Here is a 15,600-nt window from a genome sequence, read left to right on the forward strand (position 1 = left end):
CCACGACCGGCTCGGCACGGAGGCGGTGACGATCGGCCGGGAGCCTCCCGCGTGCGGCGGCTTGCCTACTTCGTGAGGGCGGCGGTGGCTTCCGGGGCCGTCAGGTCGGCGGTGCCGTACCAGCGGTAGGCGAGGGTCGTACCGGAGTGGCGCTCCAGGCTGATCCATCCGATGCGCACGCAGGAGCTCTTCGGGTCGTCGGTGATGTTCTCGCGTACCACGATCCAGCCGGCCACACCCCGGTCGGGCTCGCGGGTGAGGGTGCCGGAGCAGCCGAGTTTGGGGTAGGAAACGGTGCCCGCCCGGCTTCCCGGCAGCGCTCCCCTGGTGAGGGTGAGTCGCACCCGATACCGCCCCGAACCTTGCTGGACGGTTCCGCCCCACCGTCCCGCCATCGACTTGGTGATCGGGATCGGGGTACCGGACTCGACGGCCGACGTGCTGCCCAGCCGTACCGGCCTGCTGCTCGGAAGCCACTGCGCCAGGATCTGGACGCTGAAGATGAGCACCATGAGCATCGAGGCGGCGATCGTGGCGACGGCGAGGGCGCGGCGGAAGACGAGATAGCTGAGCGGCGGCCGGCCCTCCAGTCGCGGTCTGACGTCCCAGGGACGGCGGGCGTCGCCCGTGGTCAGCTCCTGGGCGGAGGCGTCACCGAGGTCGGCGCTGAGCCGCAGGCCGGTCAGCCAGCCGAGCATCTCGGCGATCCGGCCCGAGTCCGGCGGCAGCCCCGAGGACAGGTAGCGGACCTGAGCGCCCTGGTGGTCGAGTTCACGGACCAGATTGCCGAGCCCCATGAGCGTGAGCCACGCCCGCACTTCTTCGATCCCGCGGCCGGAGGTGGTCTGCTTCAGCAGGTCGGCCTTGGTGAGGACGACCGCGACCCGGCGCTGCTTGCCGCCGTCGGCGCGGCCGGCCAGCTCATTGCGCAGCCGGTTGAAGGTGTCGGCCGGGTCTTCTCGCGACAACATGACGCCCTTGGCGGTGAGCGCCTTGCGTTCGCTCTCCAGGAGGTGGTCCTGGACCTCCGGCAGCGCGAACGGATCGATGATCAGGATGAGCGCCTCGCCGTGCGAGAGGTAGCGCATTTCCTCGATCTTGCTGGCGCCGGTGTAGTGCTCGCCCGAGGGGTCGAACAGGTAGAGAATGCGCTTGCCGCCCGTCCTTCCGGGCAGCGCCACGTCCAGCATCACCGCCTTGGGCAGATCAGGCAGGGTCTTGCTGACCCGGCCCGCGGACAGCTCCCTCCGCAGGTTTCTGAAGGCCTGCTCGTCGCTCTTCTGGGCGAACAGTACGCTGCCTCCGGCGGTGTTCACCGCGCTGTGCACGGCGTCCACGGCCAGCGCCATGAACGTCGTCTTGCCCGCGTCCGGCCCACCGGCGAAGGGCAGCGGCTCGATCCTGACCCTGCCCACCCTGGTGGGCAGCTGCCGGTCACAGACCGGGCAGAGGGCCTGGAGGCGGTAGCGGCCGAGCAGGATGGTCGTCGGCAGGCGCGTTCCGCACCGGCACACGTGCCGGGCGGCGCCGTTGGTGTCGGGCGTCAGCCGCGCGTGCCGTGCCCCGCAGGTGGAGCAGGCGTACACCGGCAAGGTGAACCGCGCGTAGCAGCCCGGATAGGGGCAGGTCTGCAGGATGCGGCGGATCACCATGAAGACCTGTTCAAGGGCGCGCAGGACCGCGACGCAGGCCAGCCAGCCCAGCAGGCCGAGCACGATCGCCACGAGGTACATCGCGACGACGAACAGGGCGATCAGCCCGGCGGGCACGAAGGCCGCCACGATCCCGGCGACGACGCCGATCCAGAGGGGGAACAGGAACCAGGCCTGCTCCCCGCCGACCAGCACGCGGGTGGCGGTGCTCACCGCCTTCTCGGCCCGCGCGACGACGCGTGGCATGGTCCCGCGTACGATCGCCCGCCAGTCCTTCCACACCTGGCCGACCAGGTAGTGCCGGTAGGCGGGGTCGCGACCGGCCCTGCCGTCGGGCCGCATCACCGGCGAGGGGCCGTCGGCATGGTCGGGGAAGAGGGTGGCGTGCACGTACAGCAGATGGATGCCGACGGCGATCACCGTACCGGCGAGCAGGACGACCGGAAAGATCATGACGGCCACGAAGACGGCCAGCATGACGGCCGCCAGCCACAGGGCGGCCAGGAAGAGGAACCCCCACATCAGCGGCCTCCCCACCAGGGGAGGAGGGTACGGCGGCGCGGCTCCACGAGGCGCTGCACCCCCGCCCACAGGTCGCGGTCGGCTTTGAACCGGCTCTCCAGCGCCCCGAACCGGGAGCGGCTGTTGACCAGCGCTCGCGCCCACTCCTCCAGGACGCCGATCACCAGCTTGTGCCGGTGCAGGCGGATGGCGATCTCCAGCAGGGCGGCCTGTTCCCCGCGATCGGCCTTGGGGTTGAGCCAGACGGCGAGCAGCCAGTGCCTGACCCGGTCCGAGCCGCGCCGCAGCAGGTCGATCCGGACCTCGGTCGGGTGCCTCGCCAGTTGCTTGGCGGCCCACTTCAGCACCTGCTCCCGCAGCGGCGCGTACACCGACAGCTCGCTCAGCCGCTCGACGTCGGCGAGCAGGCGGGCGAACGGCCGTTCCGCGGCCATTCCCACGGCCAGCAGCACCGCGTGGGCGTCGTCGGCGGTGCTTCCGCGCAGGCCGGCCCGCGAGGTCAGGGCGGCGACCTCCCTGACGTCCTTGTCCTTCAGCCCGGCGCGCACGAAGAAGCGTCCGGGCAACTCCGCCAGCGTGTAGAAGTCCTCCAGCCGCTTGCCCAGCGCCTGCAGCAGCCGGTGCAGTTCGGCGGCGGTGGGCTCGGCGCTCCAGATCGCCGCCAGCGACGCCTCCCGCTCCGCCGACTGTCCGTCACCGCCCAGGGACAGGATCCGCACGCTCGCCTCGGCCCGGTCCAGCTCGCCCGCGCTCACCTGCCAGGCCAGCACGGCCGCCGCGAGCGACGGCGCCGCACTCAGGTCCCGGCCCGCCAGATCCCGGCAGAACTCCGGCGTCAGCGCCGCCTCACGCGTGCGGCGAGGCGCCGCCTCCAGCCCCGCCAGCAGCCCGGCGAAGACCGCTTCGTGCCAGCCGTACGGCACGCGTTCCAGCAACGCCTGCCCGTCGCCCACCCCCATCCGGGCCAGCCCGGCGACCGCCACCTCCACCTCAGCGCCGGGCAGGGACAACGCGCACTCCCTGGCCACCCGCAGCACGCCGACCAGGTGCGCGAGGTCGCGCGAGCTCGTCAGCTCGGCCCGCGCCACCTCGCTCACCCGATGCCGGAACGCCTCGGTCAGCGGGCCCGGCGGCTGCAGGCACGGCTCGCGCAACGCCAGGACGGCGCAACGGGCCGCGCACGGCGCCGCCGCCTCCGCGGGTCCATGGGCCGCGACCGTCCGGGCGAGCGGGTGATCGAGCAGATCGGCCCGCCGGCCCAGCAGCGGCCACACCCAGTCGGGAAGGCCGCCGGCCGCCAGTGCGGCCACCGCCGACTGCTCCTCGGCGGACAGGGTGGCGCCCGCCAGGCAGAGCGCGACCACGGCCGCCGCCGTTTCCGGGTCGGCCGGGCCGAAGTCCGCGAGCTCGTCGATACCGCCGAAGTCGGCGGCACGCCACAACTCGCGCATCGTCGTGGAGAAGCGGCCCGCCTCGATCGGCTCCGGCGGCCCGGTCAGCTGGAGCACCGTGGCGTCCAGGTCAGCGGGGATCCACACGTCCGGCGTGGTGCCGACGATGAGCTGGGCGTTGGCGGCCGGATCGCCGCTGTAGGTGACGAACGACAGGCGGAGCACCGTCTCCCAGGGCAGCGAGTAGGAGATCACCGCGATCCATCGGACGATCTCGCCGGCGTCGGGGTGCACCAGGACGATCCGGCCGTGGCCGGTGGAAAGGCTGCGCCGTACCAGCTCAAGCAGGACGCCGAGCCACTCGAAGGCGAGCCCGCCGTGCTCGTTCAGCCACTCGCCCAGCGACTCGGGGTCCAGCGCCGTGCCCGGCAGCAGATCGTCCAGGTGGGGCAGCTCGGCGCCTGACGGCGCGGGACGCCCGGCCCACAGGGACGCCTGCCAGAACTCGACGGGCCGCACGCCCACCAGCTCGACCTCGTCGGCCACGACGGCCTGGCCGAGGAAGTTGCCGTAGCGGCCCGAGTAGTCCTGCCCGAGGTAGACGCAGCGGGTCAGGGTGAGTCGGTCGCCGGCCGGGCCGTAGGACATGGCGATGGGCATGGCCGCGATTTCCTCGCCGGTGGGCGCGGTCGGGGTGGTGGGCGGCGGGCGATAGGTGAAGTACGGGGTCACCTGGGCGTCGAGCTCGGGAGGAAGGCCCGGGCTCCGGGCGACGATCTGGAACCCGGCCCGTCCTGACGGCCCGTTCTCTGCCGAGGTGTAGTGGAGTTGCCAGGCCATCGGGCTACCTCCGGACGCCGTTGAGCATTTTGAAGCGGTACAGCAGCCACAGCAACGGGTCCTCGACCCGGTAGGGCCGGATGCCGCTGCGGGCGACGGCCTCGCCCTCCGGCACGGAGCCGAGCGCCGACAGGCCGAACAACGCGTAGGTGGTGTAGTGCTGCTCCAGGTAGCGGTCGATCATTCCCGCCTCCCACTGGTGCAGCAACGATCGGACCTGCTCGTCGACGGCGTCCCTGTCGTCCAGGTCGAGGGCGCCGATCGGCTCGCGGGCGCGGTGGAGCGCCGACTGGCGTTCCATGGACTCCCGCAACTCGTCGATCTTGCTGAGGGCGACCGCGGCCGGGATCGTCAGCTTGCCGCTCTTGCCGCGCAGCAGCTCCGTCACCCGGGCCACCACGTCCATCTGGTCGCTCATCAGGTCGCTCGCGAGCGTGCCCGAGCGCGCCCTGGCCGCGCCGGTGAGCGCGGCGTGAGCGCCCGGCAACTCCAGGGGATCGAGCAGGAAGATGACGGCGTCGGCCGCGCTCAGATAGCGCAGGTGCAACTCACTCATCTCGCGCTGGCGCAGGTCCTCGCCCGCGGTGTCGAACAGGACCAGGGTCAGCGAGGCCGTACGCCGCCGCAGCCGCCCCACCGTGCGGGTGAACAGGTAGACCAGCGGGTCACGCGGACTGGCCGACGCGGACTGGGTGCTGAGCAGCAGCTTGCGCTCGCCGTACAGGGGACCGGCGAAGTCCTGTTTGTAGCGCTCGATCGTGCGGTCGTCGCAGGGCACGATCGAGGAGTGCAGTTCCTCCCCCACCCTGTTCATCAGCTCGTGGACGAGCACGGCGATGTAGGTGCTCTTGCCCGCGTGCTTGGCGCCCACCAGCGCGACGATCTTGCCAGGGTTCGCACAGTACTCCGCCGGCAGCCGGTTGTGGCAGGACGGGCAGACCCGCCAGGCCGACTCGCGGGAACAGGAGGGGCAGGTGGCGCGCCGGCCCGCGCGCCTGGCGGTGAAGACCGGCGGCAGCGCGGGGGCGTTGGCCCCGCCGCGGAACGCGCCGAGCACCGTGTCGGGCTGGGGCGCGCACCCTTTCGCCCGCCCGCCGGCGCCCAGGCAACGGAAGGCGATGCGGCCGGGGGCCACCTTGGTGAAGCAGTAGGGGCACGTGATCACGGGCTCATCCCGCCTTCAGAACACGGACGGGCGGATCGACGAGCTCGACCGGCCCTTCGGCGAAACAGCGCAGCCAGTACGGCCGGCGCTGTCGTGGACAGGGCACCGTCAGCAGTGCCGGGGTGGTGACGGCCGACCACTCCCCGACCACCCGCCCCTCGGCGGCGGAGGCGGGCTGGATCCGCCCCGCCTTGATGACCAGCACGAGCCGCTCCAGCCGCGCCGGGACGTCGGAGGTCACCTCGACCTGGAGCTCCCGTCGCCACGGCCAGCCCTGTCTGCGCAGGTCGTAGCGGACCGGCGGAGCCGAGGCGAGGGGCGCCGGCACCGCGGGGCCGTGCACGCGCGTCCCCTTCACGACGGTCGTCGGCACGAGCTCGATGGCGGGAGCCTCCTGTTCGGGGATGTCCAGCCGGATGCCGCCCTGGCTGCGGTAGGCCGCGGCGCTCACCAGCAACCGGCGTGAACTCCAGCGCACCTCGATCTCCGGGACGTCCGGCGGCCACTCCAGCCCGATGAGAACCGCCGTCCCCCGGCGGACGGCGCTCACCCGCTGGGGCGCGCCCAGGTTGACGTGCTCACGCCAGGCCCCGACGACGGCGCGGTCACCCGCGACGGTGACGGCCAGCAGAAACTGCGAGCCGTCCCCGGGGCGCACCACGTACCCGCCACGCACGGGCCGGGCGGGCAGCGTCCTGCCCGCCGCCCGGATCTCCTCCAGGCGCACCTCCGTCTCGTACGGCCAGCGCGGCTCGGCGGCCAGCGCCAAGAACTCCACCACCCCGGCCGCCGGCTCCGCGCAGCGGATCAGCACCTCGCCCGGAGCGCCGGGCGCGGATTCGAGCGTGAAGCGCGCGACCGGCTCGGGGCGGGCCGCCGGGACCACCGAGCGGCGCACGCCGGGCGTGGTGACCTGTCTGGGTCCGTCCTGGTAGACGGCGGCGATCACGTACTCGTACGTCGCGCCATCGCGCAGCCCGCGCTCGCGGAAGCCCGAGCCCTCTGCGTGAACCGGCCTGCCGTCGCGGGTGACCATCACGCGCACGGCCTCGGCCGGGGATCGCCAGCTGCCGGTGACGACACCGTCGGAGCCGGACAGGCGCACCTCGTCCGGCTCCGGGCGAAGGGTCAGCGGAAGCGCGGCCACGGGGGTGGAGGCGGCCTGCCCGCGTCTGGCCACGACCGCGTACGTCACCGGCGTGTTCACCGGCGGGTTCTCGTCGCGGGCACTGGCCCGTCCGGTCTCGGCACAGGTCAAGCCGTCGCGCAGCACCTCGTACGAGATCTCCCCCGCGCGGGACGCGGACGGCTGCCAGGTGATCACCACGGCCCGTTCGCTGACGGCCGCCCGCACACCGGCAGCAGGGTGCGGGGCGAGCCCGGCGAGCATGGCCGTCGCCCCGGCCAGGTCGGGCACCCGGCCAAGAGCTTCCTCCAGCATGATCCAGGCCTGATCCGGATCGTGTTCGGAGCGGGCGGCGTCCCGGAGGCGGATCGCGTTGGCCAGCCGGACACGCACGTCCATGGCCAGCTCGGCCGCCTCATCGGCCAGCGCCTCCGGAGGCAGCGCCTCGGCGAACTCGGCGGCCGCCTGGATCTGGCCCGCCTCGACCAGCTCGCGCAGCCTGCTCCCCGGCCCGCCCAGGACACCGCTCTCCTGGCGGATGGCGAAGATCAGCGCTTTGGCGTCTCCCTCGTCCAGCCTGAGCTCGTCGGTGGCGTACCGCATGAGCGTGTCGTCGTAGGGATGCTCGCGCACGCGCTCGCGCAGCCGCGTGATCACGTCGAAGCGCACCAGGTCGGCCGCGTCGGTGACGTGACGCAGCGCGGTCAGCACGGTTTCCGCGCCCACCGTCCACGGCCCGCGCGTCCGGGAGTGCGCCTCCTGCTCCAGGCGCTCGACCCTGCTCATGATCTCCGGCATCCGGCCCAGCACCTTGATGGCGGCGGCCTCTTCGCCGAAGACGTACACGGCCAGGTTCGGCTGGATCATCGTGTCGAGCGCCTCGCGCACCTTGGCGTAGGCGGCGTACGGCGGGGCCTGCGGCAGCTGGTCCGGCTCGCGGATCTCGATGCCCAGCTCCCCGGCCTGACGCCTGGCCTCCCCCTCGCCGAGCCCGACGGACCTGGCGATCCCGGCCACGACGTCGGGAGGCAGCAGGCGCAGCTTCCCCGCGGCGTCGTCCAGGCGCCGCCGCAGGTCGCTCAGACGCTTTCCGGCCCGCTCCGCCGACTGCTCGATCTCCGCCCGTAACGGGCCGAGGTCGCCCTCCGCCGCCGCCTGGAAGATCGCGCTGAACCTGCTGCCGTGCTCGGCCTCCAGCGCGTCGATCAGCTTGCGGTACTTCAGCTGCCCGCGTGAGCGCCGCCAGCACTGCCGCACCTGCCGTACGGTCGCGGTGACCTCGGCGGCGCTCATGGACTCGTTCAGCTGGTAGCGCTCGCGCAGGTCGGGCGGGGGCACGCCGCCCGACAGGCGGGCGGGTTCGAGCACCTGCCGGAGGTAGCCGCTCTCTTCGAAGGGCATGGGTCAGCTCACGTTGATCTCGGCCAGGGAGTCGCGCGAGGCGGCGGCCTCCTCCTCGGACATGCCGCCGATCTGGATGTCCAGGTCGAGCTGCTGGCCGCGTTCGTTCTCCCGCGCGGTGACGTGGAGGAGCCCGGAGGTATCCAGGGAGAAGGTCACCTCGATGGGGAAGCCGGCCGGCTTGCCGGGCGGGATGCGCAGGTCGCCCGCGCCGATCTCGCTGTTGTCCTCGACGTTCCTCGACTCGCTGCTGCCCGCCTGCTCCATCACCTGGATGGCCACGGCGTCCTGGTTGTCGTCGAGGGTGGCGAACCCCTTGGTCACCGCGGCGGGCAGGGGGTCGTTGGCGTGGACGAGGTGGGCGACGTAGTCCTGGCGGTTGTGTGGGTTCGTGGTGATGATGCCGAAGGAGCGCGAGGCGACCGTCTTGATCGTGCGGTCCTTGATCTGCTGCTGCTGGGTGGTGGACAGGCCCGCCCCCAGGGCCATGGCCTCCGCCTCGGCCTGCTGCCCCGAGCTGATCAGCCGCCGGTACGTCTCCTCGAAGGCGTACAGCGCCGCGCCCTTGGCCACGGCGAGGTCCGGGTCCTTCGGCTTGGCCTCCATCCCGAACTCCTTCTGGATGGTCTCGGCGACCACGGGCATCCTGGAGGAGCCGCCGACCAGGACCACGTGGTCGAAGGAGGCGGCCCCCTTGTCGCGCGCGGTCGCGATGGTGCGGTGGGTGATGGAGACGGTGCGGTCGATCAGGTGCCGCGTCAGTGCCTCGAACGACTCACGGGTCAGCTCGATCGTGGTCACGCGGCCTTCGTGCATCACGCGGGCGGTGTGCTTGAGCTTGCTGGAGAGCGTCTTCTTCAGATCCTCCGCGATCTTGCACAGGTCCTGCTCCGTCGTGTCGCTCTCCAGCGGATCGCTCACGTCCGGGTGTTCCTGCCGGAACCGCTCGGCCAGGTACTCCACCAGGACGTCGTCCCAGTCCGCCCCGCCGAGGCTGTGGTCGCCGTCCGTGCAGACCACCTCGATGTTGCCACCGCGCAGGGTGATGACGGTGGTGTCGAAGGTGCCGCCGCCGAGGTCGTAGACGAGGATGTGGCAGTCCTCGGAAGGGTTGAGCACGCCGTAGGTGATCGCGGCGGCGATCGGCTCGGAGATGATGTCGATGACGTTGAGCCCGGCGATCTTCCCGGCCTTGCGCGTGGCGTCGCGCTCGGCCGCGCCGAAGTAGGCGGGCACGGTGATGACGACGTCGGAGACCACCTGACCGACGTCCGCCTGCACGTCCTCGGCCAGCTTGCGCAGCACGAACGCCGAGATCTCCTCGGGACTGTAGTCACGGCCGTGCATCGGCCGGGGGACGGCCTGCCCCATGTCGCGCTTTATCCGGCTGACCACCAGCTTGGGCTCGATGACGGCGCTGTCCTTGGCGGCCTGCCCCACCACGATGTTGCCCGGGGTCTCGAAGTAGACCACGGAGGGCGTGGTGTCCGCGCCGTCCTGGTTGCGGTACACCTCGGCCCGTCCGGCCTCGTTGATGCCCGCGATGCACGAGTAGGTGGTGCCGAGATCGATTCCGTAAACCGCCATCTACCTGTCCTCCTCCTGGAGCGGCGCCCTGCCGAGCACCACGTCGGCCTTGCGGACGGTGCGCCCGTCCTGCTCGAAACCGGCCGCCGCCACCGCCACCACCAGGCCGTCCGGGCCGTCGGCCACGTCGATCGCGCGATGCCTGGCTCGGTCGTACGGCTGGCCGGCCTCGACCTCCATCAGCTCGACTCCCGTACGGGCCAGCACCTCGGCCACTTCCGCGGCGATGGCCGCCATCAGCGCGCCGTGGTGACCGTCGGCCTGCGGATCGGCGCACAGCCGGGCCACTTCGCGGCTCACCTGGTCGTGCAGGCGATAGAGGCCGGCGCGTATCGGCAGCAGCGCCTCCTGGAGCAGGCTGTGGCGAAGCCGCTGGTTGTCCTCCTGCAGCCGGTCGATGATCTCTTCGCGGTGGGCGGCGCGGTCGTGCTCGCGCTTGATCTCCTCGGTGAGGGCGGCCAGGGCGGCCGCCACGTCCGAGGTGTTCTCCTGATCCATGCACGCTCCTCAAGGGGGAGGCGGGGTCTTCCGAATGAGTTTCTGGCCGGTGGCCGCCGCCAGCGCTTTGCCGTACAGCAGGCTCAGGGCGCCGGCGCCGTCGAACCCCTCGGAAACGACAGAGGCTCGTTGCGCATGCGAGAATTCGGCCGGCCGGTAATCGGCTGCCTCATCGGGAATAGCCAAATAGACGCGGTCATAATGTTGAAGCAAAGGCACGAGGTCGGAATCCTGATCGGCTACCTCGCCATCGGTGACCGCGACCAGGATCCGCCGCGCGCATTTCGCGCGGGCCTGGCGATGGCCGCGGTCGAGGGCCTTGATCGCGGGCGCCAGGAAGGTGTAGTCGTTCTGTTCGACGCCGGCATCGGATTCGGCCGCACCGGCCAGGTTCTCGGCGCGGGTGGGGGCCAGGGTGAGCGCCGCCGTACTGGCGAACTTGGCCGTCGTCAGCAGGTCGTCGGGGCGCATCTCACGTGTCATGAACGGCCGCAGCAGCGCCAGCGCCTCGTCCCTGGTCTCGATGTTGTCGTTCATCGAGGTGGAGAAGTCACCGGCCACGTCCAGGCAGACGATGCCCGGCGTCTGCCTGGCGCCGGCCAGCGCCGCCTCGGCCAGCGTGTCCTGGCGGCTGTTCAGGTACCAGATCACTCCGGCGGCGCCGAGTGCCAGGAGCAGGACGGCGGCGATCGCCACGCCGGCTAACCGGCCGGAGCCGGCCGGCCTGCCCGGAAGGGACCCGGTGGAATTGCCCGGCAGCCTTGGGCGATCCATCCGCTTCGCCTCCTTTGGAACGTGCCAAGGATCAGTAGAATATGCCAGTTATTCGCATTGGCAACCACGGTTATCGGAATGAGATCCATATATGCCGGGTGGCGTTTATCGCGCTATATTTTGCCCGGATTTATCGTGATATAGGTGGATGATTCAGGCCGCCGGTCTGCAGAACGTCGACGATGAACTGGGCGGCGTTCCTGGCGGCGATCGGCTGCCACGTGTCGTCCTTGTCCATCCCCCAGTCCGCGATGGCCTTCACGACGATCCAGTCGACCTTGTCCTTGGCCGCCGCCGCGTAGACCCCCAGCCCTTCCATCTCGCCGCCGATCGCCTCCGGCTCGGCCTCGATCATGCGCAGGCGCTCGGTGGGCGAGTCCAGCAGGACGTTGCCCGACAGCAGCGGACCGAAGTGCACCGCCGGTCCCTCCTGCGTCAGGCGGGCGTTCTGGCACTTGTCCAGCAACGTCACCGACGGCGTGACCCGGTCGCCACGCAGGCGCTCGACCGGCCTGCCCAGCGCCGGCTCGGCGATCTTCTTGTGATCCATGACCCGCAGCTGGGTGCAGACCAGGATGTCGCCGAGCTTCTGCTTCTTCGTCACCAGGCCGTAGCAGATGCCGGTGAGGAGCAGGTAGTCCGGGTCGAGCTGGTCGATGAGGGACTGCGCGGTGAGCGTCGCGGCGCCGGGCTCCGTCGAACCGGGCCGGGTCTGCGCGAGCAGCACCTGGGCGCCGCCCACCACCCCCAGCTCGAACGCGGTGTGCCAGCGCAGGTTACGGCGCCGCGGCGCCTCACCCGTGACCTGGCCGATCGCCTCCAGCATGGCCTGTCTCTCCACCGGAGTGGCCACCATGACGAGAACCGTCGTCGTACCCAGCACGGGATTCATCCTCTCCACGAATCGTGCCATCCGTTCCTTGTGCGCCGCCGCCATCCGCACGGCCGTGACGAGCAGGATCAGCGGGACCATCCACGCGGCGATCGTGGTCAGCCAGCCCACCGTCCACGCCTGCGCCGTGACCGGGATCAGATCCGCGGGATTGCCGCCGATCAGCCGCCAGGCCAGCCATCGCACCGCCTCCGGATAGCCGGCCGGGCGGCCCGCGCAGTCCGTCCCGCACGCGTCCCGCTCCGCATCCGCCACCAGCACCGCCTCGGCCAGCACGATCACGGCGAGCCCCACCAGGTACAGGCCGAGAAAAGACCCCGACTCGAACGGCTTGGCCAGCCTGATGGCCGGCCGCGACCCGGTGGCCATGAACCGCACCCCGGTGCCGCCGGGCGCCGCGGCGTTCACGCTCGCCCTGACCACCTCATCGCGGGCCGCGGCGCTCGTCGCGCCACCCGGCAGGCACAACAGCAGTTCGTTGACCTCCACCGTGCGCGTCCGCGCCGCCACGTCCTCCGTGGCCTGGACCACCTGGGCCCTGACCAGGTCCCTCAGCCGTTCCTTGGCACGCTCCAGCAAGATCGGCGCCTCCTCGGGGTCCGCACAGTGGAACAACGGCATGGACCAGTGCAGGAACCGCAGATCCCCCGCCGCCCGCCACTCCCGCTCCCGGCGCAGCGGAAGCCCCGCCGCCCACCGGACGAGGATCGTGACGACCATCGCGGTCATCAGCACGCTCACGTGCAACATCGCCAGCAGGACCACCAGAAGGGCCGCCCACAACGCCACCGGGGACCATTGACGGAACGCCACCAGCAGCAAGGACAGCCCCAGAAGTGCCGCCGGGGGAACCATCATCGTCAGCAGTTCCCAGTGCCGATCGGCGATCCTGCTCAGGCCCGCCGGGCGGCCCCGGGCGCGGGAGCCGTACGGGGGCTCCAGGAGCGCGAAGGCCTCAGGCCCGTGCCACACCAGCCGCCCGTCCCGAGCCGCCGCGTAGAGAATCAGCGAGAGCGGCGCGCGCTCCCTGAGCATGCCGTATATCCCCCTGGGCCGCAGCCCGGCCGCGGCCTCTCGTCCCAGCTCCGAACGCCGGACCGTCACCGCCGCACGCCTCGCGGCCCGTAACGGAAGGACCCGCGAATGTGCCGTCCACCGGGTCGGCATCAGCGTGCCGCCGGCGGTCGTGAGTGTTGCCTCATGAGGGTCACGCCTCTCTCAGGAGGCTTCCCACCGTAACAAAAGGTCATCGTGACCTGAAGGGGTTCGTCATTTTTGGTCAGAGTGACCCAAATATGAGGCGGGCTCGTCAGGAACGAGCCGGTTGTTCACCATTGATTGATCGGGCGCTCGGCTCTGAGCCCGATCAAACTCCCCCGTGCTAGATCGGAGCTGAAAGGCCTTCGCGACCCGTGCCAGCGCTCACGACGGGGAGGTCCGAACAGCAATCCGATCAGGGAGGACATCGTGAACCGCAACTTACGGGGAAATGCCGCCGCCGGGGCCCGCAGGCTGTCGGCGGTGATCGCCTCGGCCCTGCTCATCACAGGTCTCACGACCGGGGCCGCCACGGCAGCCGGTGCGCACGACGGGAAGTTCTGCGTGGTCAAGGTCGGCAAGTCGGTCGACGGGGGCTTCTCGCCGGTGAAGTCGGAGACGTGCAGCGACGACCCGGCCTCGCCGGCCTTCACGGCGGCGGCCGCGCCCGACGTGCTGCTCATGGAGTGGTTCTGGAACGCGCACAACAACCCGCCGAACATCACGCGCATCATCGTGTCGGCGGAGGAGGGGCCCTGCGACTCGTCCGGCTACCGCCTGCGGCCGAACCTCATCTGGGACAACGAAATCTCCGGCTTCTACACGTACAGCAACTGCCGTTCCGTGACCATCCACGACGGCTACAACCTGAACGGCGACGGGCAGTACTGGTTCGACGGCACGGGCGACGGGCCCAACGTGGGTTACGTCGGCGACCGCATGAACGACCGGACCAGCTCGCTCTGGATCCGATACTGACCCGCGGCCCCGACCGGCCCGGTGCTCACGGGGACCGTGAGCACCGGATCGGACGATCTGAACCGTCAGCAGTTCCAGCCGTCGTGATAGACGCCGTAGACGTTCGCGAAGTTGCCCAGCTGCACCTGCGTTCCCGGCTGGACGCAGTAGTGCTCGTTACGACTGAATCGCCTGGTCACCCAGATCCTTTCGCTCACGTTCCGGCAGTTGCGGTAGTACTCCGTTCCCGCGTTGGTGAAGTGGCCGCACACGGGTGCTTGGAGTGCGGTCGCCGGTGTGCCGGTGGTGGCAGCGGCGGGGAGCGAGATGGTGGCGGGGCCGAGGGCCAGCAGGGCGGTCGCGGCCAGCAGGGCCGCCTTGAGCTGAGTGCGCACGGGAGTTCTCCTACTCGTGATCGGTGTGTGAGGGGTGCCGGCGCCGTGGCTCAGGCGCGTGAGGGGGTGCGTCGGCAGGTGGGCGATTCGCCGCACCTCTGCTTGCGGTGGGGTGTCCGTTCGATCACCGCTGCATGGCATGAGCAAAGCCGGGTGGCGGAGGTGTCCAACAGGTCCTCGGACAGACTCGGCCGAAGTCGACCACCGTGCGGCCACCCTCGGACAGGCAGGAGGGGCCTGCTGGTCCGCGGGGTTCAGGCGGCCGTCGGCGGAGCCGATGGTGAGTGCGGCGATGACCACAGATGCTTGACGACATCCGCCCGGGGGCCGCGTGACGAATACCTGACGTCCGGCAAGCCGATGCGATTCCGGAGTCGCTCATGGGAAGTTCGCTGGCCGCTGTAGACGTGAGGCCGCGCGGTCACCCAGGCCTGGTCCCCGTGACCGCGCGGTGCCGGCGCCGCGGCATGGCGCGCTCCCGACCTCGGCTGCGTGTCGCCGGTCCCCGGGCGTCGGATTCTCATGATCCGTCTCCAGCGGTCGTCTTCGTCGTACGCGACCAGAAGCAGCTCAGCCCCGTCGAAGCCGAGACGTTCGTCGGCTCACTCGCCCGTGGGAAGGCCGGGTAGGCGCGGCACGTCAGGACAAGCAGGCTGTTTGACGTAAGACAGGGCTCAAGTGCGCGTTGCCCTAGAAGCAATGGCGGTCGTCTCGCGGCATCCCTCGGCGACTTCGAGACGTGCTCACGCCAGCAGAGCCGGGACATTCCGCTGTGCAACCGCGACGTGCTTTTCCGTGTGGAGTGCTGTCGCCCTAGATGTCTTTCGATCGTGCCTTGCACCGCACATCAGGTCCCCAGCGATCGAAGACGAACCGGGCGGTGATGTAGATCCGGTCTCGGCGCAGCACACGCACGGTCTTCGAAATACCACCTGACCCCTTACGCACGCTGTCCGACGAGTTCCAATCGAAGAGGATTCTGTCAGGCGCGTGCGCTCGATTGTGCACCACTCGTATTTCGATGTTGCTTCTGTTCCCGAGGCCGCCGCCGCTCAGATGCCAGTTGAATCGGTTGAAGTAGTCCTTTGTCCGAAGGATTTGATAATAAGCTCTGATGCTTCCTCGTTTGCCGGCGATGCTACATGTGGCGGACACGCTTCCCCATGGCACAGCACGGTCTTCCGCGATCTTCGCCACGGCCGCGCCTGAGCCGCCGACCACGGTTCCCGCCGAAAGTAATGTGGCCATGACCACGGACATCGCTCTCATTTTCTTTTCCTTCGGTCTCAGTGGTTAACTGTTTCACCTCTACACTCTGCCGCAGGCAGCGCAGTGTCAAGCGGCGCTCCGGCGCAGCTCAGA

At 70.4% G+C, this 15,600-nt stretch carries 11 protein-coding genes; 1 reads left to right on the plus strand and 10 read right to left on the minus strand.

Annotated features, from left to right (window positions below; genetic code table 11):
- Positions 1 to 65 precede the first annotated feature (65 nt).
- From ACIBI5_RS38415 to ACIBI5_RS38450, 8 genes are all read right to left on the minus strand, one after another.
- Positions 66 to 2,174, minus strand: a complete 2,109-nt coding sequence (locus ACIBI5_RS38415) for a hypothetical protein (protein ID WP_397254184.1) — start codon at positions 2,172 to 2,174, stop codon at positions 66 to 68.
- The gene (locus ACIBI5_RS38420; protein ID WP_397254186.1) at positions 2,174 to 4,405 is read right to left on the minus strand and encodes a hypothetical protein; all 2,232 of its coding nucleotides are present in this window, start codon (positions 4,403 to 4,405) and stop codon (positions 2,174 to 2,176) included. Before ACIBI5_RS38420 ends, ACIBI5_RS38415 begins: the two co-directional genes overlap by 1 nt.
- A gap of 4 nt (positions 4,406 to 4,409) precedes the next feature.
- Positions 4,410 to 5,570 carry a hypothetical protein gene (locus ACIBI5_RS38425; RefSeq protein ID WP_397254188.1) on the minus strand — a complete coding sequence of 387 codons (1,161 nt, stop codon included), beginning with the start codon at positions 5,568 to 5,570 and terminating at the stop codon, positions 4,410 to 4,412.
- A gap of 4 nt (positions 5,571 to 5,574) precedes the next feature.
- Positions 5,575 to 8,097, minus strand: a complete 2,523-nt coding sequence (locus ACIBI5_RS38430) for a hypothetical protein (protein WP_397254190.1) — start codon at positions 8,095 to 8,097, stop codon at positions 5,575 to 5,577.
- A 3-nt stretch (positions 8,098 to 8,100) separates the two neighbouring features.
- Positions 8,101 to 9,684, minus strand: a complete 1,584-nt coding sequence (locus tag ACIBI5_RS38435; RefSeq protein WP_397254192.1) for an Hsp70 family protein — start codon at positions 9,682 to 9,684, stop codon at positions 8,101 to 8,103.
- Positions 9,685 to 10,182 carry a nucleotide exchange factor GrpE gene (gene grpE, locus ACIBI5_RS38440; protein WP_397254194.1) on the minus strand — a complete coding sequence of 166 codons (498 nt, stop codon included), beginning with the start codon at positions 10,180 to 10,182 and terminating at the stop codon, positions 9,685 to 9,687. It lies immediately after the preceding gene.
- Positions 10,183 to 10,191: 9 nt separating this feature from the next.
- Positions 10,192 to 10,878 (minus strand): hypothetical protein, encoded by a 687-nt coding sequence (locus ACIBI5_RS38445; RefSeq protein ID WP_397254195.1) that lies wholly within the window; start codon positions 10,876 to 10,878, stop codon positions 10,192 to 10,194.
- Between the two features lie 208 nt (positions 10,879 to 11,086).
- Entirely contained in the window at positions 11,087 to 12,883 is a 1,797-nt protein-coding gene (locus ACIBI5_RS38450; protein ID WP_397254197.1) for a hypothetical protein, read from the minus strand.
- A gap of 432 nt (positions 12,884 to 13,315) precedes the next feature.
- Here ACIBI5_RS38450 and ACIBI5_RS38455 point away from each other — a divergent pair, with 432 nt between their 5' ends.
- The gene (locus tag ACIBI5_RS38455) at positions 13,316 to 13,864 is read left to right on the plus strand and encodes a hypothetical protein (protein ID WP_397254199.1); all 549 of its coding nucleotides are present in this window, start codon (positions 13,316 to 13,318) and stop codon (positions 13,862 to 13,864) included.
- 65 nt (positions 13,865 to 13,929) lie between these two features.
- Here ACIBI5_RS38455 and ACIBI5_RS38460 read toward each other — a convergent pair whose 3' ends face one another.
- On the minus strand, positions 13,930 to 14,238 hold the full coding sequence (locus ACIBI5_RS38460; protein WP_397254201.1) for a DUF6355 family natural product biosynthesis protein: 309 nt from the start codon (positions 14,236 to 14,238) through the stop codon (positions 13,930 to 13,932).
- A gap of 813 nt (positions 14,239 to 15,051) precedes the next feature.
- Positions 15,052 to 15,498: a hypothetical protein gene (locus ACIBI5_RS38465; protein WP_397254203.1), complete on the minus strand. Its 447-nt coding sequence runs from the start codon at positions 15,496 to 15,498 to the stop codon at positions 15,052 to 15,054.
- Positions 15,499 to 15,600 lie beyond the last annotated feature (102 nt).

The organism is Nonomuraea sp. NPDC050540 (genome assembly GCF_044457485.1).
Taxonomy (GTDB): Bacteria; Actinomycetota; Actinomycetes; order Streptosporangiales; family Streptosporangiaceae; genus Nonomuraea.